The organism is Dyella ginsengisoli (assembly GCF_044904665.1).
GTDB classification, from domain to species: domain Bacteria; phylum Pseudomonadota; class Gammaproteobacteria; order Xanthomonadales; family Rhodanobacteraceae; genus Dyella_A; species Dyella_A ginsengisoli.
The window spans coordinates 23149-48529 of record NZ_JADIKM010000003.1; the positions used below are offsets into that span (position 1 = coordinate 23149).

19 protein-coding genes are annotated in these 25381 nt (G+C 67.8%); 2 read left to right on the forward strand and 17 right to left on the reverse strand.

All coding sequences use genetic code 11. The features are described from left to right. Positions 1–324: 324 nt before the first annotated feature. Positions 325–1200, reverse strand: coding sequence for a PhzF family phenazine biosynthesis protein (locus ISP17_RS10175; RefSeq protein ID WP_404632745.1), 876 nt, complete (start codon positions 1198–1200; stop codon positions 325–327). 117 nt (positions 1201–1317) lie between these two features. Here ISP17_RS10175 and ISP17_RS10180 point away from each other — a divergent pair, with 117 nt between their 5' ends. Beyond that, positions 1318–2208, forward strand: a complete 891-nt coding sequence (locus ISP17_RS10180; protein ID WP_404632747.1) for a LysR substrate-binding domain-containing protein — start codon at positions 1318–1320, stop codon at positions 2206–2208. Positions 2209–2409: 201 nt separating this feature from the next. Here the strand turns inward: ISP17_RS10180 and ISP17_RS10185 are convergent, their stop codons facing one another. From ISP17_RS10185 to ISP17_RS10230, 10 genes are all read right to left on the reverse strand, one after another. Beyond that, positions 2410–4059: a tetratricopeptide repeat-containing diguanylate cyclase gene (locus tag ISP17_RS10185; RefSeq protein ID WP_404632749.1), complete on the reverse strand. Its 1650-nt coding sequence runs from the start codon at positions 4057–4059 to the stop codon at positions 2410–2412. Between the two features lie 867 nt (positions 4060–4926). Continuing rightward, the gene (locus tag ISP17_RS10190) at positions 4927–5112 is read right to left on the reverse strand and encodes a hypothetical protein (RefSeq protein WP_404632751.1); all 186 of its coding nucleotides are present in this window, start codon (positions 5110–5112) and stop codon (positions 4927–4929) included. Positions 5113–5343: 231 nt separating this feature from the next. Next, a complete protein-coding gene (locus tag ISP17_RS10195; protein WP_404632753.1) occupies positions 5344–5763 on the reverse strand; it encodes a hypothetical protein in 420 nt (139 codons plus the stop codon). A 96-nt stretch (positions 5764–5859) separates the two neighbouring features. Further along, positions 5860–6456, reverse strand: a complete 597-nt coding sequence (locus ISP17_RS10200; RefSeq protein WP_404632755.1) for a hypothetical protein — start codon at positions 6454–6456, stop codon at positions 5860–5862. A 49-nt stretch (positions 6457–6505) separates the two neighbouring features. Next, entirely contained in the window at positions 6506–7021 is a 516-nt protein-coding gene (locus ISP17_RS10205; protein WP_404632757.1) for an SLOG cluster 4 domain-containing protein, read from the reverse strand. A gap of 117 nt (positions 7022–7138) precedes the next feature. After that, positions 7139–8020 carry a hypothetical protein gene (locus ISP17_RS10210; protein ID WP_404632759.1) on the reverse strand — a complete coding sequence of 294 codons (882 nt, stop codon included), beginning with the start codon at positions 8018–8020 and terminating at the stop codon, positions 7139–7141. 867 nt (positions 8021–8887) lie between these two features. Then, on the reverse strand, positions 8888–10951 hold the full coding sequence (locus ISP17_RS10215; protein ID WP_404632761.1) for an oxidoreductase: 2064 nt from the start codon (positions 10949–10951) through the stop codon (positions 8888–8890). A gap of 114 nt (positions 10952–11065) precedes the next feature. Continuing rightward, positions 11066–12376: an amino acid permease gene (locus tag ISP17_RS10220; protein ID WP_404632763.1), complete on the reverse strand. Its 1311-nt coding sequence runs from the start codon at positions 12374–12376 to the stop codon at positions 11066–11068. A gap of 222 nt (positions 12377–12598) precedes the next feature. Further along, the gene (locus ISP17_RS10225; protein ID WP_404632765.1) at positions 12599–13891 is read right to left on the reverse strand and encodes a Xaa-Pro dipeptidase; all 1293 of its coding nucleotides are present in this window, start codon (positions 13889–13891) and stop codon (positions 12599–12601) included. Continuing rightward, positions 13888–14970: an aromatic ring-hydroxylating oxygenase subunit alpha gene (locus ISP17_RS10230; RefSeq protein WP_404632767.1), complete on the reverse strand. Its 1083-nt coding sequence runs from the start codon at positions 14968–14970 to the stop codon at positions 13888–13890. The genes ISP17_RS10225 and ISP17_RS10230 overlap by 4 nt, the downstream gene beginning before the upstream one ends. A gap of 58 nt (positions 14971–15028) precedes the next feature. Here ISP17_RS10230 and ISP17_RS10235 point away from each other — a divergent pair, with 58 nt between their 5' ends. Further along, the gene (locus ISP17_RS10235) at positions 15029–16186 is read left to right on the forward strand and encodes a DmpA family aminopeptidase (protein ID WP_404632769.1); all 1158 of its coding nucleotides are present in this window, start codon (positions 15029–15031) and stop codon (positions 16184–16186) included. Positions 16187–16197: 11 nt separating this feature from the next. Here the strand turns inward: ISP17_RS10235 and ISP17_RS10240 are convergent, their stop codons facing one another. From ISP17_RS10240 to ISP17_RS10265, 6 genes are read right to left on the reverse strand one after another with little or no spacing between them, the layout of a single operon-like run. Continuing rightward, positions 16198–18234: a S9 family peptidase gene (locus ISP17_RS10240; protein ID WP_404632771.1), complete on the reverse strand. Its 2037-nt coding sequence runs from the start codon at positions 18232–18234 to the stop codon at positions 16198–16200. Continuing rightward, entirely contained in the window at positions 18231–20789 is a 2559-nt protein-coding gene (locus tag ISP17_RS10245) for a CehA/McbA family metallohydrolase (RefSeq protein ID WP_404632773.1), read from the reverse strand. The genes ISP17_RS10240 and ISP17_RS10245 overlap by 4 nt, the downstream gene beginning before the upstream one ends. Before the next feature lie 2 nt (positions 20790–20791). Further along, a complete protein-coding gene (locus ISP17_RS10250; RefSeq protein ID WP_404632775.1) occupies positions 20792–22123 on the reverse strand; it encodes an acetyl ornithine aminotransferase family protein in 1332 nt (443 codons plus the stop codon). Positions 22124–22138: 15 nt separating this feature from the next. Further along, on the reverse strand, positions 22139–22924 hold the full coding sequence (locus ISP17_RS10255; protein ID WP_404632777.1) for a CoA-transferase subunit beta: 786 nt from the start codon (positions 22922–22924) through the stop codon (positions 22139–22141). Then, complete coding sequence (locus ISP17_RS10260) at positions 22921–23778, reverse strand: CoA transferase subunit A (RefSeq protein WP_404632779.1); 858 nt, start codon at positions 23776–23778, stop codon at positions 22921–22923. Before ISP17_RS10260 ends, ISP17_RS10255 begins: the two co-directional genes overlap by 4 nt. 10 nt (positions 23779–23788) lie before the next feature. Beyond that, positions 23789–25372, reverse strand: coding sequence for an aldehyde dehydrogenase family protein (locus ISP17_RS10265; protein WP_404632781.1), 1584 nt, complete (start codon positions 25370–25372; stop codon positions 23789–23791). Positions 25373–25381: the final 9 nt, after the last annotated feature.

Sequence of the window (25381 nt, forward strand, 5' to 3'; positions counted from 1 at the left end):
GCAAAGGGTGACACTGCGATAATGCCGAGCAGTGGCGGAGGGGATGATCGGTTGAGCGCAGGTGTTACCCGCTCGACTTGTCCGCGGGCCACGAGGAGGCGGGCACGTGGGGAGGATGCGCAGACCTGCCCGGATTTGGTCAGCCAGCAGGGATGAAGGTGCTGTGATGTACGCATAGGGTTGCGCCGCGGCAGGCTTCTGGCTGCCGCGGCGATCGAACATCCACCAGATCGGCTATCCCTTGAGTTCGATGCGCATGTGTTTCCGGCACGTCGCGCGCATGCGCGAGCGGCGCCAAGGTGGTCTGCGCGACTTGCCCCCGGGTTACAGCACGAGCATTCCGCGCAATACCGCGATGCCGGCTCCCGACAATTCCGGGTCGGGCGTCAGGCGAAGCTGCAGCAGACTGCGTCGCCCCATCTTCACCCCCTGCTCCACGACCAGCGTTCCATCGGAATTCAATAGCCCTTCGGCGCCCAGGTAGGCACACAAGGGGCCAGCGGCCGTGCCGGTCGCGGCGTCTTCCCACAGCCCCACCGTCGGGTTGAAGAAGCGCGCATAGGCCGTGTCGGGCGACGCCGGGTCGAAGGCATAGATGTAGCAACCTTCGGCCCCGGCGCGCTCGAGGAATGCCAGCAGTGCCGTGGCAGATGGCGCTGCGCGATCGACGGCCACGGCATCGCGCAAGCGAACCATCAGATGCCCGGCCCCGGTATCGGCAACGCGCGTCGCCGGCAACGGCGCGATGTCGTCCGGCTCGAGCCCCAATGCATCCGCCAGCGAGTCCGTGGCGGTCAGCGGTGGCGACAGCCGCAACGCGGCCTGCCGCATGCGGCCATGCACACGACCGGCGACTTTCACCAGCGTGATAGGCAGGACGTCTTCGCCGATTTCCTGCTTGAACGTCCGCGGACTGTCGAGCGAACCCAGCTGCCCTTGCTCGCCCATCCATAGCCACGCTCCGAGCGCATTGTGGCCGGCGCCGAACACTTCGGCGCCGCTGGCGGTAAACGAGCGCAGCTTGCGGTCGGCGCGGTCGCTTTTCATCAGGAACGTGGTTTCGGCCTGGTTGAACTCGCCAGCGATGCGTCGCATCTGCGCGTCCGACAGTCCGTCGGCATCCTCGACCACCGCCAGGGGATTTCCGCCGAACGGGGTCTCGGCGAAGACATCGATCAAGCCGGCTTTGAATTCCATCATGACCACCTCGTTTGAAAGTGAATTCCAATCATCATTGGAAGCCTTCCAACAAGCTAAGTCGCTTGAATGTTCCTTTCAAATTCATAGTCTTCAGCATTTGGATGAAATAATTTCATCATGAGCAATCGCAGCCTTCCGCCGCTGACCGCCCTTCGCGCCTTTGAAGCGGTGGCCCGGCGATCCAGCTTCAAGGCGGCGGCCGAAGAGCTGTTCGTCACGCCCACCGCGATCAGCCACCAGATTCGACAGCTCGAGGCGCAGTTGGGCCTGCGGGTGCTGGAGCGCACGCCGCGCGCCGTCAGGCTGACAGCGGAGGGCAGCGTGCTCTACCAGGCAACCGCGTCCGGCCTTGGAGAAATCGCGAGGGCAGTGGCGCTGCTGCGCCAGCGCCAGGACGCGACGATCCTGACGCTGACCTCCACCACCGCGTTCCTGGGTCACTGGATGGTTCCGCGGCTGGGCGAATTGCGCCGGCTACTTCCCGATGTCGATCTGCGCCTGCACGCGTCGGATGCGATCGTCGAGTTGCGACCGGGCGGCGTGGACGCAGCCATACGCTATGGCAAGGGACCGTTCGCCGGAGTCGCCAGCGTCCCGCTCCGGGATGACGTATTTGGCCCGGTCTGCAGTCCCGGGCTGGGACTGTCGGTGCCGGAAGATCTGCGACAGGCCACGTTGATTCACATCGACGGTCGCCAGGTACCTGCGCCTTCGCCGGATTGGCCGCGCTGGTGCGCCGAGGCGGGCCTGCTCGACGTGGATACACAGGCTGGCGTGCGATTTCCCGACAGCACGCTGGCGGTACAGGCGGCCATGGCCGGTCATGGCGTCGTGATCGCCAGCCTGGTCCTCGTCGCGGATGCATTGGCCGCTGGCCTGCTCGTTGCGCCGTTCGCGCCGGTTCTCCGCGGCGAAACCTATCACTTCGCCTGCGCCCCGGAGCTGCAGGCGCGCCGCGATGTCGCCGCCTTGAGAGCCTGGCTGCAGGACGTCATGGCAGAGACGTAGCGGCAGTCAGGTCCTGGAGGAGGCAAGGCTGCAACGGGTGCGGACCAGGCGCGTTGCAGGGCCATCCTTGCCCCCCGTTGTCTCCCGTCCTGAGGGCACCGAGTCTCGAGCGCAGTCGCCTCTTGCGAGATGCCATCCGCGTCTGAACGACCTGGTCGCACGAAGCAGGCAAGGTCATCTCCATTCAACGACCTCCATCCCTCACGCGACCTCCGCGTCAGTCTCCACCCGATTACGTCCGCCGCGCTTGGCGCGGTAGAGCGCCGCATCGGCGGTGGCCATCAGCTCGGGCAGCTGATAGCCGCAGGTGCCGGTGGAGGCGAGGCCGAAGCTGGCGGAGATGCCCAGATCCGGGTGGTTGCTGTCGATGGGCGTGTTGGCGAGCGCCAGGCGGATGCGATGGACGATGTCGAGGCCCTGTTCGAGCGTGCAGTCCGGCAGCACCAGGCCGAACTCCTCGCCGCCCAGGCGTCCGAACACGTCGATGGGGCGCAGATGCGCCTGGCACAGCGTGACGGTTTCCTTGAGCACTGCGTCGCCGGTCGCGTGGCCGTAGGTGTCGTTGACCTGCTTGAAGTGATCCAGGTCGATCAACGCCAGGCACACGCTGCGCGAGGCGTTCTGCGCATGGCGCAGGGCGCTCTCGGTCTCGGCGAGAAAGTGCTGGTGGTTGAGGATTCCCGTCAGGCCGTCGCGACGCGCCAGCTTCTGGAAGCGTAGTTGCGAGCGCTTGATGCGTACCAGCCACAAGGCACCAGAAAGCAGCACGGTGAGCAACAGCAACAGCTGCAGCCGGGTCGTCTGGATCTGCTTGCGGTCCAGCGCCTGCTGCAACTCCAGCACGCTGTTGTGCTTGCTCAACTCGGCCAGTTGCAGCTTATGGAGGGACAACTGCTGCTGCACCGTGTGGTAAGCCAGCGCAATGGCCTGCGTATCGCTGACCGAGCGGGCCTGCACGTCGCGGTAGTGACGGTAATAGTCCAGTGCGGCGCGATAGTCGCCGGCCTTGTTCGCCACCTCGTACAGCACCCGGTAGACGTACTCCGACAGCCCGTCGAAATTGCCCTTGGGGTCCATGGCCAGCGCCGCCAGCGCCCACCGCTTGGCGCGCACGGCGTCGCCACTCACCCAGTACGCGTAGCCGAGGTCGCTGCGCAACACATACGCGTGCACCTGGAAACCCTGCGCGTCCACCGTCGGCGCAATGCGCTTGAGCAGGGCGAGCGCGGCCTGGGGCTTGCCGGTTTCGGCCAGCCGCCGTGCCAGGTCCAGCTCCACGGTGTCGGCGAACATGGGCTCGCCGGCGGCGGTGCAGGTGTCGATCGCCTGGCGGAAGATGGGGTCGGTGGGCGGCAGGTGGTCGTCGGCCACCAGAGCGCCGAACAGATAGACGTACGGCCGGCACATCGACTGACCGGGCTCCGCGAAACGCATCATCTGCCTCGCATAGGTAGCCGCCGGCTTCACCTGCTGGGCCGAGGCCATCAGTTGCGACAGCTGCGACAGCGCCACGTAGGCCACCTTGCGATCGCGAATGTGCGGGACGGCCGCGGCGAGCCGGTCGGCCCGCTCGAACGCCTCCTCGTAGTGATGGCTGATCGCCAGGATGTTGAGCAGCGTGCCGGCGGCGAGGGCCTTGAGGTCGGTATCGGTGGCGTGGTCGGCCACATCGCGCAGCAGCGGTTCGGCCTTGGCGTAGTCGCCGATGAACGAGCCTTCCCATCCGTCCAGATAGCGCAGGCGCCACTGCTCGTCCGGCGACAGCACCGTGCCCGGCTGATGCAGTTGCTGCAGCAGCTTCAGGAAGCGGGCGTGGTCGGAGGTCTTGATGGCATACGCCTGCGTCAGCACGGACGCGGTATCGCTGCCTGCGGGCGCCGTCGCCCCGGCCGATCCGCCGTGGAAAAGCGCCGCCACGGCCAGGCCGCACACGGCCAAGCGTTGCCGCCACGAAAGCCGTGGCCCGCCGCGAGACGCGCGCATCATTCGAGGGTTACCGCCACGTGTTGGGCAGCCGGTTGGCCAAAGCGCGGGGCAGAACCGCCACGGTCCTGCCTGCGGGCGCGACGATCCGCCATGTTCGACACGCAACTGCAGCCGGCAGCCACCCGTCGCTGGTCACGCTTCCCATGCACATCCCCCCGATGTCACAGCTTGTAGGAATCATCTTACCCGGCGGAAGCCAGCGCGCGCCCCGGGAACGTGCTGATCGGCAAGCGCGGGGCAGCGCCGGCCACGGTCATGGGTTTGCGCGCAAAGCAATTTGCCTTGCATGCAAGCCTCTGAACCCCGGCCGCAAGGCTTTTTGTCTTGCGCGCAACGCCAAAAGCCTTGCGCGCCACGTGGCCGGGCCTTGCACGCAAGGCTTTTCAGCTCGTGCGCAAGGCAATTTCGGTCGCGGGCAAGCCAAAAAGTCTCGTGCGCGAAGCTCGGGAGCCTTGCGCGCAAGGTTCATTGCGCTGCGCTCGGCCGAAAAAGCTTTGCGCGCAAAGCTCGGTGGCGCGCGAGCGAGGGTTTTCGGGTCGCGGTCGGGGCAAAACGCGCTGCGGGTGGGGAGGGGGCGGTTGCATACGGCGTCTTCATGCTTCCACACCGCCGCTTGAGTGCCTCGCGTGCGCGGTCTGGCGGCGTGCTTCCACTCATCCGTAGAGATCGTGCGAGGTCCAAGCAGGGGGGGGCGATGCGACAGCTCTGGAAAGCGCGCTGATCGTGTGTCGGCTAGCCCCGGTGTTCCGTCGCGGCCTTGCGATAACGCCGCTCCTGCGTTACCCACGTGGTGATGCCGTAGGCGATCCCGGTCAAAATCCAGAGCGCTGCCGACTGCCAGATAGGCAGATCTGAATATTTGAAGACGAACGTCATCAGCAGAAACATGGGCGCGCCCCAGATAAGGATGCCGTTCACGAGGACATATCTGGGCATTCCCTTTTGCCGCGTCCTCTGCCATCGCTGGCGCTCCGACAATCGCATCGCTGCTCCTCCGTGATCACACACCTGGCTCTGGGCGCGGGAGTATGCGTAGGCGGTCGAGGCGCTCGCAACGAGCAATAACTTGCGGTGTGCAGCGATCCTTCACGGCATGCCGATCGCGGCCGGCACCGCGCTTTTCAGATCAGTCCGGGAGGGGGTTTGCGACTACGGCTTGGATGGCGCGTCGCGCGCCAGCAGCCACCACGCACCCAGCGCCAGCATGGGGTCGAGGATCGCGAACGCGATCATCGTGTGCGGAAACACGCCGGCCAGTGCGGTGGGCACCAGCACCAGCGGCACCAGGATCAGCCGGTCCAGCACCGAGGCGGCCACCACCTGCCGGCCACCGGAGCGACCGCCAAAGAAGTACAGCCAGCCGATCACCGCCAGCGCCATGCCCAGCACGCGCACCAGCGCCGCCTCGTGTCCCTGGAAGGGCGCATCTAGCAACAGCGTCTGCACCACACTCGGCCATGCGATCAGCAGACCGCCGCTGGCCAGGTAGAGCAGGCCGTTGAGGGAGGTGTACTTCGAGGCGGTGGAGCGGTGGGCGGGGGCTTCCCGCAGGGCGGTGATGAGGGACATGACCTGCTCCGTATCTGTTGGTGGATGACCGATCAAAACATTGGGGAAAGACGTGGACGGGCGTCGCTGTGAGGGGCTCGAAATGGCGTTATGGCCTCAATACATCTCACGGGCTGGGTAACGCCAGCCGGCCAGGTCGAGAAACTGTTCGCCGATGGCGCGGATCGGTCCCGACCCGGGAGTCCAACGGGAAACAACGTGGTAGTGGCTTGCAGCGCCCTCGACGATCCACTCCGAGCCATCGGCGCCCTTGATGTTCCCGCGTGGCGGAAGACTCCAGAAGCCGCTCTCCTTGATCAGTCCCTCGACCTTGGTGCAGCCTTCGGGGGCGATGGCTTCCAACTTCCTGCGGTAGATCTTTCCGGGTGCGTATCCTCCGGCACCATCGAGTTCCGTGGCGTGGAGCACGCAGCGTCCCTTGGCGATGACGATCCGGATGGCGACCGGATGATTGAACGTACGCAGCCAGGTGAAGCGATAGGCACGGGAGCTGGCAACTGGCCTGAGCACCGGCTCCGACATGGCTTCGAGCTGTTCGGAGTACCAGCGGTTGGCGAAATCGTCCGAGCCAGGCGAGTTAGGGTCGAGCGCACCAGTCGGGAAATAGCGCTTCTGCCCGGTGATGACGACCGCCCAGACCGAGACGATGATCAAGACGATGGAGATTGAAAGGGCCGCGGAGTGCTTGAACATATCGGTGGAAGCTGCGAAAGGATTAAGTGAACCTGACCCCGGTATCGGTCTAACGAACCAAGCCGAGGTTGCGAAGCTGGTCCTCAAGTGCTGCAACCGAGTCCCACGGCAGGATCGGCGAGTTCTCTCTCTCATCGGGAGGATTCGATGGCAGCTCGTTGGACCAGCCGCCGCAGCCCACAAGTGGGAGCAGTGGGCGCTTGTGCAACCAGGCCAGGCAGCCTTCGGAGATCGTGCCGGCGCGTCCGCCGATCACGATGCAGGCATCGCCGGCGAGCGCCATCAGCAGGTTTCGCGCATCGCCCATGCCGCACGGGATGACCACCGTGGCCGGCCAGTCGGCGGGAGGCATCTGATCCGGCGGCACGATGCTGACCACCAGCCCGCCCGCGCCGATGGCTCGTTCGGCTGCAAATCGTGTGGCGGGACTTCCGCAGCCGCTGACAACCGTGACGCCCAGCTTCGCCAGCAGTGCCCCGGCCTCGCCGGCCCGCTCATACGCGGCCGATCCCGGCTCGGCGCTCCCCAGAATGCACACTTGTGGACGACGGGTCGATGCGGTCACGTGCGGTTGTCTCCTTGTGGTTTGGTGACGTTCCCAATAATCAAGAACGGGCTGGGTTCACTTTCTTTGGAGGTTTAAGTGAACCTGGCCCCGACATCCTGATATTCATTTATTCGGTCAGACAACGCTGCGCTCATAAATCTCACGATCCAGCACGCAGTCTGCCGGCACCCCAGAGCTGCTTCTGCTCTCTGTAGGCAATGACTGAACGAATTTCACTACATCAGAAGGCGGTGACATGTAGTTCAAGCTGATTGAGCCATCCCGGTTCTGTGTACCGTGTTTAATTAGGATTGCAAATGCTTCGCCCCACGAGACGAATGTAATGTCTTCCTTTTTGCGAAAAAACTTTGTAGGCGCTAGTTCTTTACGAGGGATGCAAAGATAGTTAACGCGTGTGACGACGATAGGAATGCCATCGGGCCAAACCGCTGATGTTATGGTTGACCCGCCTAGATTAAAAAACATGATGCGGGGAACAAATTTTGAATCTCCTACACGAGCCTGAACTTGGGCGCGAGAAAAGTTCCACCGCCACGCGTCGTGGAGCTGCGCGGTTGGGAGGTGGGAAATGCCATTTCTGTTTTTTTCATCTCTCAAAATAGACGCGTATCCGAATTCGTTTCCATGGGTCCATCCGGATAAGAGCTTTTCTGCTTTATACGCGCCGTCGCCCATGCCTTCCATTTGGGGATCGGAGACGAGGAGGTCGAAGTGCTTGACGAACGCAGTTACTTCGGGCTCTGCTTCAAAAATGAAGTAGCTCGGTCGGAAGTAGTTGATGTTCAGTGCGACCGGGAAATCTTTGCACTCATCGTCATCTTCCGTGGTCTGCTGCTCTGCCTGAAGCTCAAATACAAAGTAGACGCCAGTGTCTTCATTCTCGTACCACGCCTGGAGTCCCTCGCATTTGTAGTTCGGTCTGTCACGGAAGTAGGCATGGAAGTGTTCTTCCGTGAACGAGCCATTTCGAGGTTTGAAGTATAAGTCGTAACTCATATCGGTAATGTATAATGTTGGAATTAATCGGCGGCGGAGCCGTCCGCTTGGGTGACTGGTTAGCTTGCCGCCTCAGCCGCATGAAAGTTTGCAACTCGGATCCTCCGACGTATCTCTCTCTCAACGGCGGCTATAGCGTATTGATACTCGCCACCAGGGATGTCTACGAGCACTTGCTGACAATGCTCACAAAGGAATTTTGCATGCGGCACCGAAAGTAAATAATTGTCCCGGCTATTGAGGTAGACCAACTCGCCTTGACAACTGGGGCACGAGGCCCATAGCTGAACGATCCGATCATCGCTCCAGGACCAGTGCCAACGCGCGCCAAACATATTGTCTGACGTGTATGACCGGTGGGGTGATATGGAGGATTTGCTACGCAAATACGCCGAGGCCACTCGAACAAAAAAGACCGCCGCGAAAAATCCGAGCACAAGAAGAAGCCACCCGGGGACCTGATAGCTCGCAACGAGCGCGCCCCAAACAGTTACGACTAAACCCCAGAGCCAAATCAGAGCCAGTCTTGCGGGCGCCCAAACGTGGCTGAGAGCAGCAAGCAGGGCAGCTAGAATCAAGCCACCGACAACCGTGGCAATAATGTTGTTCCTCATCTGGTGCGATTCTGGTTGCGACATGTTCGCCTTAGAAGCTAACGCCTAGTAGCCCCCATCCCCGGGGTGTTGCACCGAGTATGCATGGCCCTCGATGCGGCGGACAAGCGGCGAATTTCCTCTTCCCATCAGGCGCTTGCGAGGTATTCGGGGCGTCAACCCGACTTGCGCCGGCAGGTGTTATACGGAGGATATAAATGGGTACTCATTACGTCCGCGCGGGTGGGGGAGTAACAGGCGCGTGGCGGAGCAGCTATTCCGAACCCCCCCCATGAAAATGCCGCTTGAACGCCACCTCGCCCGTCACCGGCTCGCCTAACTCCCGCGCATACCGATGCCCCGCATACACCGCATGGGCAATCAGCCCCGGCGCGTCGGAGTCGCCAATGTTGCGCACGCTCTGGATGCCGGCGTCGGCCCAGTCAGCCTCGCGTTCCAATAGCTGCTGGTACAGCGCGTCGTCGGGCAGGCGGGCGGTGACGGTGAGCACGGCGTCGACGGCGAGCGGTTGCTGGCGATCTTCCCAGGCGTGGTCGAGGGTGAGTGTGTCGCCGTCGTAGCTGGCGACGGTGTGGGAGACGATCACCTCCACGCCGAGCTTGGCCAGGCGCTTGCGGATGTGGCGGTAGTCCAGGGTGTTCTGGCTCCACGGGGCGAGGGTGTCTTCCGGGGTCACGTAGACCACCTCGCAGCCGTGGGCGTGCAGTTGTTCGGCGGCGATGCTGGCGTAGTAGAAGCCGTCGTCGTCGAGCACGGCGATGCGGCCGGCGGGGAGGCGGCCGTCCATCAGGTCGTCCAACGTGTAGACGGTCGGGTTGTCCACGAAGCCGGGGATCGCGGCGCCGTGGCTGCGGCCGTAGCCGTCGCGGCGCCAGTGGCAGCCGGTGGCGAGCACCACGTGTTCGGCGCCGAAGTCGAGCACGTCCTGCGCAGTGAGCGCGGAGTCGAGGTAGACCGACACATTGGTGAGCTTGTTGATCTGGCCGAGGCGCCAGTCGCGCACGCGCGCCCATTCGGCCAGGCCGGGCAGGCGCGCTTCGCGGGTGACGCGGCCGCCGAGTTCCTTGCGCGCTTCGGCCAGGCTCACCTCGTAGCCGCGCTGACCCAGCGCACGGGCCGCTTCCAGCCCGGCGGGGCCGCCGCCGACCACCAGTACGCGGGCGGGCTTGCTGACCGGGGCGATGCGCTCGGGGTGCCAGTCCTTGCGCCATTCCTCGCCCATGGTGGGGTTCTGCGTGCAGCGGATCGGCGAGATGGTCATGTCGCCGGAGACGCAGATGTTGCAGCCGATGCATTCGCGGATGTCGTCGATGCGGCCCTGTTCCACTTTCTTCGGCAGGAACGGGTCGGCGATGGACGGGCGCGCGGCGCCGATCAGGTCGAGCACGCCGCGCTTGATCTGCGACACCATGGTGTCCGGCGAGGTGAAGCGGCCCACGCCGACCACCGGCTTGCTGGTGACCTGTTTGACGAAGGCGACGAACGGCTCCTGCGCACCCTCGGCGGCGAAGCGCGAGGGCACCGAATCGTTGTACCAGGCGGCCACGTTCACGTCCCACAGGTCGGGCAGCTCGGCGAGCATCGCCACGATGTCCTTGGCTTCGTTCAATTCCACGCCGCCGCCGCCGAGCAGTTCCTCGGTGGCGAAGCGAAGCGCCACGCCGCAGCGGTGGCCGATCGCCTCTTTGGTGTCCTGCAGCACTTCGCGCAGCAGGCGCACGCGGTTCTCCAGCGAGCCGCCGTAGGCGTCGGTGCGCTGGTTGCGGCGGCGCTGCAGGAAGTGCATCGGCAGCGAGAGATCGTGCGCAGCGTAGACGTAGACGATGTCCATGCCGGCGCGCATGGCGCGCACGGCGGCCTCGCGGTGCCAGCGGCGGTACTCGGCGATATCCTTCAGCGACATCGCGCGTGCCTGCGAGGGGTAGCCGTACTTGCTCGGCTGGTGGGAGGGGCCGATCAGCACCTCGCGCGAATACAGGTTCGACGCAGTGGGGCCGTTGTGCGACAGCTCCACCGCGGCCAGTGCGCCGTGCGCGTGCACCTTGTCGCACATCAGCGCGAGGGCGGGGATGTCGCGGTCGTCCCACAGCCGCGCCTCGACGTAGGGCGTGAGGTCGCTGCTGGGGTGGATCTCGCATTCCTCGGTGGACACCACTGCCCAGCCGCCCTCGGCCTTTACCTCGCGCATGGCCGCGTGGGCCAGCGGCATGGCGTGGCCCATGCCGTTGCAGTGCGGCACCTGGAAGAAGCGGTTCTTCGCGGTGACCGGGCCGATCTGCACCGGGGTGAACAGGATGTCGTAGCGGGGATCGCGCATGGGGGCCTCTAATTTGTCGTCATCCCGGCGAAGGCTGGGATCCAGAGTCTTCGCATTTCAGCAAGGTCAAAAGTCACTGGATCCCGGCGTTCGCCGGGATGACGGCAGTGGGATTTACGGGGTGGTTGCGTTGGCCACCTGCGGCTTGCGGCGCAGCCGCATGAAGGCGTACAGCGGCAGGCCGGCGGCGATCAGGCCCAGGCCGAGCACCAGCGGTTCGTGGCCGATGCCGATGAAGGCGAACACCACGAACAGCACGCCGAGCACGGCGGCCGGCAGCACCGCGCCGCGCACCGTGCCGCGGCGCCACAGCACGATCAGCGCCAGTGAGCAGCACAGGTACAGCGGCAGGTTGGCGGCGGTGACCACGCGGGTGATGAAGGTGAAGGCCGACACCAGCGACTTGCTGTAGCTCATCCACACCATCACCGAGGCCAGCGCGCCGGTGACCACCAGCGCCACCGCGGGCGCGCCGCGGCGGTTGTCGCGCACGAACACCTTGGGCAGCACGCCGTTGGCGGCCATGGTGCGGGTGAGTTCGCCCACCAGCAGCGTCCAGCCGTTGAGCGCGCCCAGTCCGCTGACCACCACGAACAGCGACAGCCAGCGGCCGAAGCCGGCGCCGCCGAAGCGGTCCATCAGCAGCGCGAACGGCGCGCTGGCGTTGCCCAGCTCATGCTGCGGGATCAGCAGCAGCGGCACGGTGGAGACGATGATGTAGATCACAGCGGTGAGCACGGTGCCCACCATGGTGGCGCGCGGGATGGTGCGGCCGGGGTCGTTCACCCGCGCCGCCGGCACGCTGGCCGACTCGATGCCGAGCATGGCGAACAGCGCGATGGTGCCGGCGGCCATGGTGTCCTTCAGGCTGATCGGCGTGGTCGGCAGGTGCGCGCTGTAACTGGCCGGCGAATGCAGCAGCACCCAGGCGCCGAGCACGGCGATGGCGATCATCGGCAGCAGCTTGAGCGCGGTGGTGACGATCTGCACGCTGCCGCCGGCGCGCACGCCGAGCAGGTTGATCGCCACGAACAGCCACAGCAGGCCCAGCGCGAACACCGCGGGGTGGATCACCTGCAGCGCCGGAAACACCACCGTGATGTAGCCCACCGCGCCGGTGGCCAGCGCCGCGTTGGTCAGCCACAGCGACACCCAGTACGCCCACAGCGCCATGTAGGCGGGCAGGTCGCCGAGCGTGCGGCGGATGTAGCCGTAGGGGCCGTCGGCGTCGGGCAGGGCGTGCGCCAGGTAGGAGAACACCCGCGCCAGCGCGAGGCAGCCGAGCAGGGTGACGGTCCAGCCGATCAGCGCGTTGAAGCCGTACGGCGCGAGCGAGGCGGGCAGCAGGAAGATGCCCATGCCGATCACGTTGCCCACCACCAGCGCGGTGCAGGTCCAGAAGCCGATCTTGTTGCTGTGGGTCATGGGGTGCGCCCGTGGCGGTGCGAGGGTTGGGTGTTCATGTGATGCGTGTGATTCCTCAGCGTCATCCCGGCGAAAGCCGGGATCCAGGGACTTCAGGCTTTTGAACTGCAAAGACGCTGGATCCCGGCTTTCGCCGGGATGACGGAGAGGAGGCTTGTGCCTTTCCCGCAGAAGCAGGCCGAAGCAGCTGAGTCGTGCCATGAAAAATCCGCGACACGCCCATCACTCCAGCGCAACCGGCTGCCCGGCCTTGATCACGCCGCGGATCTGCCGCAGGCAGTCGACGTCGTGCAGCGGATCGCAGCCCACGGCGACCAGGTCGGCGGCCTTGCCGGGGGCGATCGAGCCGAGTTCCTTTTCCTTGCCGAGCAGGCGGGCGGCGTCGATGGTGGCCGAGCGGATCGCCTGCAGCGGAGTCATGCCCCAGCGCACCATGTAGGCGAACTGGCGGGCGTTCTGGCCGTGCGGGTAGACGCCGGCGTCGGTGCCGAAGGCGAGGTGCACACCGGCCTTCACCGCCTTGCGGAAGCCCTCGCGCTGGGCCAGCGTGGTGTCCTCGTTCTTGCGCAGGATCTCCGGCGACCAGTGGTCGCGTGTGCCGACTTCCTCGATGTAGTCGCCGTCGTAGATGTCGGCCACCAGCCAGGTGCCGTGCTGCTTGAGCAGCGCGATGCCCTCGTCGTCGATCAGCGAGCCGTGCTCGATTGAGCGCACGCCGGCGCGGATCGCCCGCTTGATGCCCTCGGCGCCGTGCGCGTGGGCGGCGACGAACTTGCCGCGCCTGGCCGCCTCGACCACGGCGGCGCGGATCTCCGCCTCGGTGTACTCGGGCTTGCCCGGTTCGGTGCCGTTGGCCAGCACGGCGCCGGTGGCGATCACCTTGATCAGGTCGGCACCGTGGTCGAGGATCAGGTCCACGTGCTTGCGTACTTGGTCCACGCCCCGCGACACGCCCCGGCGGAATTCCGGCGGCACCACGGTGCCGGCGGGCAGACCGGTGATCTCGCCGCCGCCACCGGGCGCGGTGATGTAGGCACCGGCGACGAACATGCGCGGGCCGGGAATCTCGCCCGCGTTGATCGCGTCACGCAGGGCGATGTCGGCGAAGCCGCGGTACACACCCACGTCGCGCACGGTGGTGAAGCCGGCCTGCAGGGTCTTGCGCGCATTCATCGCGCCGATGAAGGCCTGCTGCGCCGGGCTGATCTTCAGCGGCGCGGCGATGTCGGCGGTCTCTGCCTCTTCGGAGATGTGCGTGTGCATGTCCATCAGGCCGGGCACTACGGTCCAGGCGGTCCAGTCGAGCACGCGCGCGCCCTTGGCCGCGTCGGCGGACCACGGCTGCACCGCGACCACCTTGCCGGCTTCGATCGACACCGCCTGGTCGGCCAGCATCCGGCCGCTGTCGACGTCGAGCAGATGGCCGGCATGCACCACGGTGTGCTCGGCGGCGTGGACCGGCGCGGCGAGCGCGCACGCCAGCGCGAGCAGCAGGACGGGCAGGGGCTTGCTCATGCGTGGTCTCCCCGGGTGTGGACTGGCGCGGCGGCGTAGGCGGTGCGCAGCAGGTTGTGGAAATGCCACACGCCGCTCTCGCGCTTCGGGCACAGCCGGCCGGCGTCGTAGGTGCCGGAGGCCAGGCCGCGCTGCACCGCCTCGCAGATGTCGATGTCCTCCTGCTGCACCTCGTCGCTGAACTCCTGGTCGGCGGCGATGCGCGCCTGCGCGGCGGCGTCCTGCGCGTAGTAGTAGTCGAACTCCACGCGGCAGCGGTCCGGGCCCAGCGGCACGATGCGGTTGGTCTGCATGCGGCCGGGCATGATGTTGAGCATCACGTTGGGATAGACGAAGTAGTAGAACGCCTCGCCGTCACCGTAGATGTCCGCGCTGTTGCGCAGCGGCGAGGACTGCAGCGAGTACCAGTCGAACAGCTCGGTGTCGTAGGCGCGGTAATCCAGCACCTTCGACAGCCCCGGGTGCACGTGCGGCAGGTGGTAGCCCTCGAGGAAGTTGTCCACGTAGACCTTCCAGTTGCAGGCGATCTCGTAGCTGTCGCGGCGCAGGTAGCGCATCGCCGAGAGGTCGATCGGCGCGATGCGCTCGACGATGCCGCGGTAGACCGACTCGAACGGCGGCACGGAGGCATCCAGCGCCACGTACACCAGCCCCTGCCACTCGTGCACGCGCACCGGTGGCAGGCGGATCTCCTCGACGTTGAAGTCGGCGGCGCCCTGCATCTCCGGCGCGCTGCGCAGCTGGCCTTCCAGCGTGTAGGTCCAGCCGTGGTACTTGCAGTGCAGGGCGCGCGCGCCCTTGCCGTTGCACAGCGCCAGCGGCCCGGCGCGATGGCGGCAGACGTTGACGAAGCCGCGCAGCACGCCGTCCTGTCCGCGCACCACGATCACCGGCACGTGGCCCACCTGTTCCACCACATGGTCGCCCGGCTCGGCGAGCTGGCCCTGGTGCGCCACCAGCTGCCAGCTGCGTGCGAATACCGCACGGTGTTCCAGCGCCAGCATCGGCTCGCCGAAGTAGTGACGCGCGGACAGGGCGGTGGCGTGGTCGAGTGCTCGGTGAAGTGTTTCAGCTGGCATGGGGTGCTCCGCGATCGGGATAGACTGGCGCGACGATCATTGCTTCGGGGGAGGCCACATGTTCCGTTGCTGCCTGATGTTGCTGCTGTGCGCGATGGGAGGCCTGGCGATGGCTGCCGAGCCCCGTGCGCGCGACCTGGGCATACCGTTCGACGGCGCGCCCGGGCCGCTCAATGCGATCACCGACGTGGCCGGTGTCACCGTGGGCCAGGTCACCCTGATCCGCGACCTCCCCGACGGCCACAAGGTGCGCACTGGCGTCACCGCGATCCTGCCACGCGGCAAGGCCAGCTACGACATCCCGGCGTTCGGCGGCTGGTTCGCGCTCAACGGCAACGGCGAGATGACCGGCACCACCTGGCTGGAGGAGTCCGGCCAGCTGGAAGGCCCGGTGATGCTGACCAACACCCACAGCGTGGGCGTGGTGCGCGACGCGGTGATCGCCGAACGCGTGCATGCCGGCGGCGCGGATTCGTCGGGCTACTGGTGGTCGCTGCCGGTGGTGGCCGAGACCTGGGACGGCGAGCTCAACGACATCAACGGCTTCCACGTGCACGCCGAGGACGCGGCGCGGGCGCTGCGCGAGGCGAAGGGCGGCCCGGTCGCCGAGGGCAACGTCGGCGGCGGCACCGGCATGATCTGCCACGAGTTCAAGTGCGGTATCGGCACCGCCTCGCGGCGGGTGCGCATCGGCGAGTCGACCTACACCCTGGGTGTGCTGGTGCAGGCCAACTACGGGCTGCGCGACAGCCTGCACATCGCCGGCGTGCCGGTGGGCCAGTACCTGCGCGAGGACCGCCTGTACAGCGCGACCAACCCGGCGGCGGTGGACACCGGCTCGATCATCATCGTGGTGGCGACCGATGCGCCGCTGCTGCCGCACCAGTTGAAGCGCATCGCCCGGCGCGCCGGCATGGGCCTTGCGCGGATGGGCAGCTACTCCGGCAACGGCTCGGGCGACATCTTCGTGGCGTTCTCCACCGCCAACGCCGATGCGCTGCACGACCAGCCGCTGCAGCAGGCCAGCTTCATCGGCAACGACCACATCGATCCGTTGTTCGAGGCCACCGCGCAGGCGGCCGAGGAAGCCATCGTCAACGCGATGATCGCGGCGAAGGACATGTGCGGCGACGGCGGCCACTGCGCCAAGGCGATCCCCCATGCGGAACTGGTCGCGCTGCTCAAGCGCTTCGGTCGCTACCAGCCGCCGCACTGAGGGAGCCCGGATCACGGCGCGCTGTCTCCAGGCTTGAGGAAACGCTCGTACCAGGCCAGGTTGCGCTGCATGCGGTCGCGCAGGTAGCTCGGCACGCTGATCTCGTGGTGCTGGCCGGGGTAGACCACCAACTGCGTCGGCACGCCGCGCGAGCGCAGCGCCTGGTACATCTGCTCGGCGCCGATGCACGGCACGTTGAAGTCGATCTGGCCGCACTGGAACAGCGTGGGCGTGGCGATGCGGTCGGCGTGCAGGAACGGGTAGCTGGCGCGGTCGTACGCCTCGCGGTTGGCCCACGGCGTGCCGAGCTCGAGCTCGTACTCGCGGGCGTACTCGTCATCGCCGTACATGCCGTACATGTTGCCGGTGCCGGCACCGCTGATCGCCGCCTTGAAGCGCGCGGTGCGGGCGATCACCTCGTCGGTGAGGATGGCGCCGTAGCTCCAGCCACCGATGCCCAGGCGGTCGGGGTCGGCGACGCCGAGCTTGATCGCATGGTCCACGCCGGCCATCAGGTCCTGCATGTCCTTGTTGCCCCAGTCGGCGTAGATGGCGCGGGCGAAGTCGAAGCCGCGGCCGGAGCTGCCGCGCGGGTTCACCGCCAGCACGGCGAAGCCGTTGGCGGCGTAGACCTGCCAGTCCTCCATGAATTCATGGCTGAACTGGTACACCGGGCCGCCGTGCACGCGCAGGATGGTGGGGTAGCGCCGGCCCTGCACGTAGCCGATCGGCTTCACCAGCAGGGCGTCGAGTTTGGTGCCGTCGGCGCTGGTGAAGTGCAGGGTCTCGATGCCCGCCAGCTGCTTGCCGGCCAACCACTCGTTGTGGTCGGCGAGCGGGCGCAGGTGCTCGCCATCGAGCGCAGCGAGGTTGTACGGGTGCAGGTCGTCGCCGCCGAGCACGGCGATGCGGCCGTTGCGCGACATCGACAGGTCGACATCGAAACGATCGCCGTGGGTCAGCTCGGTCACCTTGCCGCTGGCCACGTCGATGCGCGCCAGGTGGGTGACCTCGGCCTGCTCGATCAGCGCATAGACGCTGCGTCCGTCCGGCGACCAGTGTGGATGGGTGAAGCAGCGGTCGATCGGCGCGGGGATCGTCGCCTTGCCGCTGGCCACGTCGATCACCGCCAGCTGCCAGGGCGCGTAGTAGATCCACTTGTCCTCGCCGCTGCGCAGGTAGGCGATGCGCTTGCCGTCCGGCGACCAGGCCGGGCGCGAGGCCCAGTACGGGTCGAGGTCGGCGCCGGGGAAGGTGGTGAGCTGGCGCTCTTGCGCACCGGCGCGGGCGTCGATGACGTAGATGTCGTAGTTGAGGGTGCGGTCCGGGTCGGCGCCCCGCCGGGTGACGTAGGCGATCTGCTTGCTGTCCGGCGACCACGCGGGCAGCTGCTCGTCGTGCGCGCCCGGGGTGAGTTCGGTGGCGGCGCCGCTGGCGAGGTCGACCACGTACAGGTGCTTGTGGCGCGCGCCCAGCCAGCCCGAGTCGTCGTCCTTGAACTGGAAGCGGTCGGTGACGATCGGCGGCGGGTTCTTCGGCTTCGGCGCGCCGGCGGGATGCTCGGGATCGAAGGCGATCACCGCCAGCTGCTTGCCATCGGGCGACAGCGCGAACTCTTCCACGCCAGCGGGGAGATGCGTCACCTGCCGCGCTTCGCCGCCGTCGGCGGGCATCGTCCACACCTGCGTGCCGGTGTCGTCGTCGTCCTTGCCGGCTGCGGGCTTGCGGTCGGAGAGGAAGGCGATGAAGCGGCCGTCGCCGGACCACTGCGCCTGCGACTCGTCCGCGTCGGGCGTACGGGTGAGCTGGGTGCGCGCGCGGCCGTCGAAGCCGACCCGCCACAGGTCCGACTGCGGCTGGTCGGTGTCGGCATTCGTGGTGGTGACGGTGTAGACCAGCCAGCGGCCGTCGGGCGACAGCGCCGGGTCGGCGAGCACGGCGAGGCGATTGATGTCTGCCGGAGTGAACGGGGTCTTGTCGGCGGCGAAGGCGGCCAGCGGCAACGCCGCCAGCGCGAGCAGGGCCAGATGCTGCAGGCGGCGGATCATCGGCCGGCCTCCGCCGTCGACGTCGACTTGCCGGCGGCCAGTGCGCGATAGGCCGCGCGGGCCTTGCCGAGGTAGTCCAGCGTCATGCGCTTCTCCGCCGCGGTGTTGTAGTCGTCGCGCGCGGCGGCGGCCTCGATGGTGCGGTCCATCCACTTGGCGAACCACGCGGCATCGTCGCGCGCACTGGCGGCGAGCACGTGGTCGCCCAGCCACACCGGGTTGGTGGTGGCGTAGGGGTAGAGGTCGAGCACTTGCGGGTCGGCACCGTCGTTCCACGCGCGCAGCAGCACCCAGCCGCCGGCGAGGTCGAGATCGCCCTCGGCGTCGAGATGGCGGCGGTCGCCGCCGAGCGTGAAGGTCTTCACTACCTGGCCGTTGTGCACCAGTTCCAGGTGATCCACGGCGACGGGCGAGCGCAGCGCCACGCGGTAGTGGTGGCGCCCCGGGGCGAGCTGCGTGCCGGGCCGGGCGCCGTCGAGCAGGAAGCCGAGCAGCGGGCCGTTGCTGGCGAAGCCGTGGCCGGCCTTCAGCGCCGCGAGCGCGCTGGCGGCGTCGCGCCGGCCGCCGGTGTCGAGGAACACGCGGTTCATGCCGACCGGGCCGCGCAGCGAGGCGTAGTTGGCCATCGCGTCGGTGCCGGCGCCGGTGGGCAGGCGCAGGCCGAGGTTGAGCAGGCGGTACCACACGGTGGCGGTGGCCTTGTGGTCGGAGAAGCCCATCACCTCGATGTAGTCGACCTTGCCTTCGATGACGTCGGCGGGCAGCTCGTTGCTGAGCACCGGGTCGTGTACCGGGTCGGGCAGCACGTCGAACGGATGCACATAACCGACCAGGGCACCCTGCGCGTGGGCGAGGTCGGCCACGGCGGCATTGGTCGGCCACGGGCTGGCCATCGCGGTGTGGCGGTAGGCCGAGTAGCCCTGGGTGATGTAATGGTCGTCGAGGTGCAGCAGGCCGAGGTGGCCCCAGAAACTGGTGTGGTACTCCTGCCCGTGCAGCACCAGGGTCTGCGGCGTGCTGGCCGGGTCGGCATCGGTGCGGAAGCTGGCGATGTCCGGCACGCGCTCCTCCTTGTTCACCACCAGGTCCCAGGCGATGTCGAGATCCTCCGCCCGCGCCTGCAGCGCGAGGTGCGCCGGCGTGTTGCGGTAGTGGCCGCCGTAATTCATGTGGATGTGCAGGTCGGCGCTGACGAAGTCGCCGTAGGCGGCCGGCAGCGCGTCCGGCACCAGCGTGGCGGTGAGCTGCGTGGCGTGGCCGTTCGACAGGTCGACCGTGCGGCGCCACGGCGCGTAGGCAAAGCCGTGCTGCACCCAGATCGCCGCCTTGCCGGCCGGCACGTCCAGCGTGCACGGCGGCGCGCAGTGGAAGTAGTGCGTCTCGCTGCGCTGCAGGGCGCGGTCGAAGCCGTCATCGGCCGAGACCCAGGCGTGCGGTGGGGCATACGCGCGGCCGTCGCCGGCCACGATCGCCACGCGCGCCGGCGTGCGCTGACCGTGCTCGTCGACGATGTCGAGGGTGAGTTTCGCCTGCGGCGATCGGTAGTGGCGTTGCGTCGCCACGACGTCCTGGCTGGCGCCGCCCAGCGTCTCGATCACGCGCAGCGCGGTGTCGCCATCGCGGTTGTCGATGACGGCGATGCGCGAGCCGTCCGGCGACCAGCGCGCGTTGCGGCGGTCGAACGCGCCGAAGCTCAGCGGCAGCGGTGCGGCACCGTCGGCGGTGGTCAGCCACAGCTGCTGGTGCTGGCGGCCGTGGTAGCTGGCGTAGAGCAGGCGCTTGCCGTCCGGTGCCAGCTCGGGTCGCGCGCTCCAGCTGGTCTCCTCGCTCAGCACGCGACGACGCTGCGCGGGGTGGTCGACATCCACGGCGAAGATGTCGCCGGTGCCCCAGCCGATCTCCGGGTTGCTGACGTAGTAGATCGTCTTGCCGTCGGGCGACCAGGACGGATTGATCGCGTGGTCGAAGGCCGAGTAGTAGTAGCGGTCCAGCGTGCTCTTGCGCTCGCCCAGCAGCAGGTGCGGGTGGTGCAGGCCGGCGGCATCGACGTCGGCGAGGAACAGGTTGAAGTGGCCGGTGCCCTCGATGGAGACCCAGGCGAGCCGCTTGCCATCCGGCGACAGCCGCGGCTCCACGTTCACCGCGCCCTGGTCGGTGAGGCGCTGCTCGCGGCCGCTGGCCAGCTCCAGCCGCCACAGTTCCAGCGCGTTGCCGTCGAAGCGGGTGAACACCACGCTGCGCCCGTCGTGCGATGCATCGGGCTGGTAGTCGTAGGCGGCCTTGGGATGAGTCAGTTCGGTGGCGCTGGTGTCGCCGATGCGCTGGCGCCACAGCGAGCCGCCCATGCTGTAGACCAGCGTGTTGCCGTCGGGCAGGAAGCTGGCCGAGGACGGGCCGCTGGTGAGCTGCGGCAGGTACAGCTCGCGCCAGTAATAGCTGTGCGGCAGGTCGACCTGCTTGAGCACGGGTTCGCGCGCGGCCTGCGCGGACGGCGCACCCAGCATCATGACCAGCGCGGTGACGAGGACGGGGGCGGCGTGCGCGAGGCGTTTCATGCTCAGGCTCCGGCGAGTGCCTGGTCGAGGCTGGCGCGCAGCAGCGCGATGGCCTCGTCCACTTCAGCGATGGTCACGCTCAACGGCGGCATGAAGCGCACCGTGCTGGTGCCGCAGGAGAGCAGCAGCAGGCCGTTGTGGTAGGCGCGGGTGATCACCGCATCGCACAGCGCGGTGGCGGGGGTCTTCCTGCCGTCGTTCTCCACCAGCTCCATGCCGATCCACAGGCCCTTGCCGCGCACTTCGCCGATGCACGAGTAGTCCTTCTGCAGTTCGCGCAGGCGTGCCAGGAAGTGATCGCCGACGGTGGCGGCGTTGTCCATCAGGCCGCCGCGGACCAGGTCGAGGGTGGCGTTGGCGGCCGCGCAGGTGACCGGGTTGCCGCCGTAGGTGTTGCCGTGGGCGCCGCGCTTCCACTGCGACATGATCGATTTCTTCGCGATCACCGCGCCGATCGGCAGGCCCGAGCCCAGCCCCTTGGCCGAGGTGAGGATGTCCGGCGCCACGCCCCAGTGCTCGCAGGCGAACATCTTGCCGGTGCGACCGATGCCCGACTGCACCTCGTCGAAGATCAAGAGGATGCCGTGCTCGTCGCACAGCGCGCGCAGGCCGGCGAGGAAGCCGTCCGGCGGCGTCAGGTAGCCGCCTTCGCCCTGCATAGGCTCGATCAGGATCGCCGCCACCTCGCTCGGCGGCACGCTGCGCTGGAACAGCATGCGGATGTAGTCGAGCACCGCCGCGCCCTGGTCGTCGCCGGCGAACAGCGGGCGGTACGGGTTGGGGTAGGGCACGTGGGTGACGCCGGCCAGCGTGGGCGAGAAGCCCTTCTGCTGGGTGTACTTGCTGGAGGTGAACGACAGCGAGCCGAAGGTGCGGCCGTGGAAGCCACCGAGAAAGCCGATGAAGCGCGGCCGGCCGGTGACGTAGCGGGCGAGCTTGAGCGCGCCCTCCACCGCCTCGGTACCGGACTGGCAGATGAAGCTCATCGCCGGCTCGCCGGCCAGCGTCTGCATCGGTGCAACGGCGGCCAGGCGCTCGCCCAGGCCGGTCATCTGCTCGTGCCAGTAGTCGCTGGAGATGTGCAGGAATTTCGCGGCCGCGTCCTGCACCGCCTTGACCACCTGCGGATGCGCGTGGCCGGTGGCGCACACGGCGATGCCGGCCATGAAGTCGAGGAAGCGGTTGCCGTCGACATCCCACACTTCGGTGCCGCGGCCGTGTGACATCACGAACGGGTAGTCGCGCGGGTACGAGGGCGAGATCACTTCGGCGTCGCGGGCGATCATCGCCTGCGCCTTGGGGCCGGGGAGGGCGGTCTTGATGTGGGCGTTCACGGCGGGGCCTTTGCGTCAGAGGGGGATGTGCACGGGGCGCGCGTGCGCCTCGCGGGTACGGGCGTTGAGCGCGCGCAGGGTGTCGAGTTCGCGCGTCGTGGGCGGGGCGATGGTGTCGAGGCGCTCGGCCACCTGCAGCGGCCAGCCGATGGCGGTGCGGGCCTCGTCGACGCTGGCGCCCTCGAACAGCGCCACCAGCTGCAGCTCCTCGCTTTCGGGGTGCGGCGCGAGCATGCCGACGTCGGTGATCACCGCGCGCGGGCCGCCGCCGGGAATGCCGGCGCGGGCGCGCGCACCCTGGCCGTCGAGGTAGCCGGCGCTGCTGCGGAAATCCAGCTGCTCGACGAAGCTGCGCGGCGTGGCGCGCAGCATCACGAACACCTGCTTCGCATGCAGCGCGATCTCCGCTGCGCCGCCGGCGCCTGGCAGGCGCGTGGACGGCCGTTCGTACGGGCCGATCACCGTGCTGTTGAGGTTGCCGAAGCGGTCGATCTGCGCGGCGCCGAGAAAGCCCACGTCCACGCGCCCGGCCTGCAGGTAGAAGCTGAAGATCTCCGGCAGCGGCACCACGCAGGCGGCGGTCTCAGCCAGCTCGCCGTCGCCGATCGACAGCGGCAGCACGTCCGGCCGCGTGCCGATGGTGCCGGACTCGTAGATCAGCACGATCTCCGGCGCATGGGTGAGCCGGGCCAGGTTGCAGGCGGCGCTGGGCAGGCCGATGCCGACAAAGCACACGCTGTCGTTGCCGAGCAGGCGTGCGGCGGCCACGGTCATCCATTCGTCGCGGGTGCAGGCGCTCATGCGGCGGCCTCCGCCTGCAGCGAGGCGAGGAAGGCGTGGTGGTCCGGCGTGCCGAGCACGTGGCGATTCATCCATGCCAGGAAGCCGTCGCGGTCGCGGGCGATGCTGTCCCAGCGCCGGTAGAACGCGTTGTCGCGCGCATAGTGGCCCTGCGCGTAGGAGGGATACGCGCCGCCGCGGCACGGCACCACCGCGCTGACCACCCAGTGCGGCAGCACGATGGCGTTCATCGCCGGCGGCAGCGCGTCGACAATCTCTTCCACGGTGACGATCAAGGTCTTCGCCGCCAGCGCCGCCTCGCGCGCGGCACCGACGATGCCGTCGATGGCGACGTTGCCGGCGCGGTCGGCGCGCTGCGCGTGCAGGATGGTCACGTCCGGATTGAGCGCCGGCACCGCGGCCAGCGACTCGCCGGTGAACGGGCAGGCGATGCGGCGGATGTTCGGGTTGTGCGCGGGCAGGTCGGTGCCGATGTAGCCGCGCAGCACGCCGAACGGCAGTCGCGCGGCACCGGCGGTGAACGCCGCGGCCATGCCGGCGTGGCTGTGCTCGTTGAGCTCCAGCGGATGCGGCCAGCTGTGCTCGACCGCGTCGCGCAGGCGGTGCAGCGAGCCCACGCCGGGATTGCCGCCCCAGGAAAAGCTGAGGCTGCGCGCGCAGCCCATGCCGATCAGCTGGTCGTAGATCAGGTCCGGCGTCATGCGGATCAGGTGCAGGTCGCGCTTTCGCTGGCGGATGATCTCGTGGCCGGCGGCGAACGGGATCAGATGGGTGAAGCCTTCCAGCGCGACGCTGGCGCCGTCGTGCACGAACAGCTCGATGGCTTCGGCAAGTTGCAGGTGCTGGCAGCTCATCCGTGTGCGCTCACTCGACCACCGTGCGGGATTGTTCGCGCAGGTACTGCGCCAGGTAATAGAACGAGGCGATCGCCTTGCCGGTGGAGCCCGAACCCTTCCAGCCACCGAACGGCTGGTAGCCCGGCCACGCGCCGGTGGTGGCGCCCTGCGGACGGTTGGCGTAGGTCACGCCGGCCTCGATGTGCTCGTGGAACCACGCCACCTCGTCGGCGCCGCCGTAGAAGCCGGCGGTGAGTCCCATGGTGGTGTCGTTGGCCAGGCGCATCGCCTCGTCGCGGTCGCGGTAGCGATGCAGGGTGAGGATCGGCAGGAACATCTCCTGCTGCCACAGCGGATGGTCCGGCGGCACCTCGGCCAGCGTGGGTTCCACGAAGTAGCCGCGGGCGAGCGGCACCGGGCCGCTGGCGCCCTCGCCGAGGCGGTGGCCGCCGGCGAGCAGGGTGGCGCCGCCACTCTGCAGCTCGTCGATGTACTGCCGGTAGTTGCCGTAGGCGGTGGCGTTCATCACCGGGCCCATCCAGTGCTCGCGCAGGCGCGGGTCGCCCAGCCGGATGGCGGCGATCTGCTGGCGCAGGCGTTCGATCAGCGCATCGGCCACGCTGTCGTGCACGTACAGGCGCGACAGCGCGGAGCACTTCTGCCCGCTCATGCCGTAGGCGGAGCGCACGATGCCGGCGGCGGCGTCGTCGAGGTTGGCGCGCTCGGTGACGATGCAGGGGTTCTTGCCGCCCATCTCGGCGATGCACGGCCGCGGCCACGCGCCACCGGCCATCTGCCGCATCAGGTGCCGGCCCACCGCCACCGAGCCGGTGAAGGTGATGCCGGCGGTGAGCGGATGCTGCGCCAGTGCCTCGCCAGTCTCCCGGCCGCTGCCGCTGAGGCAGTTGAACACGCCCGGCGGCAAGCCGGCGTCGCGGATGCAGTCGGCCAGCAGGCGCGCCGCCCACGGCGTATCGCTGGCGCCCTTCAGCACCACCGTGTTGCCGGTGACCAGCGCCGCGGCGGTCGGTCCGCCGGCCAGCGCCAGCGGGAAATTGAACGGCGCGATCACCACCCACACGCCGTGTGGGCGCATCACGCTGGCGTTGTGCGAGGCGACGCCGTCGATCGGATCGTCCGGCAGCACGTGCGCGTAGCCGGCGTGGCTCTCGAAGTCGTCGGCGTAGTGGTGGAAGAAGTCCACCGTCTCCTGCGCCTCGCCCAGCGCCTCCATGCGGTTCTTGCCCACTTCCAGCACCAGCGCGGCGGCGATGTCGTAGACACGTTCCTCCAGCAGGTCGCCGACGCGACGGATCAGTCGCGCGCGTTCGGCGACCGGGGTGGCGCGCCACGCCGGGTACGCCGCCTGGGCGGCGCGCATGGCGACATCGGCGTCCGCTTCGCTGGCCTGGGCGAACGAGCCCAGGTGCAGGGCGTTGTCGAACGGGGCGCGGCGGTCCGAGTAGAGGGCGGCATCGCGGTCGGCGCCGTCGATGAACAGGTCGTGGCGCACGCCGAGCCCGGCCGAGACGCGGGCCAGTGCCGCCTCGAAGCGCTCGTGCATCGCTTCGGGCGGGTTGTACATGGTGGCGTAGGTCAGGCGGAAGCTCATGGCGGGCGT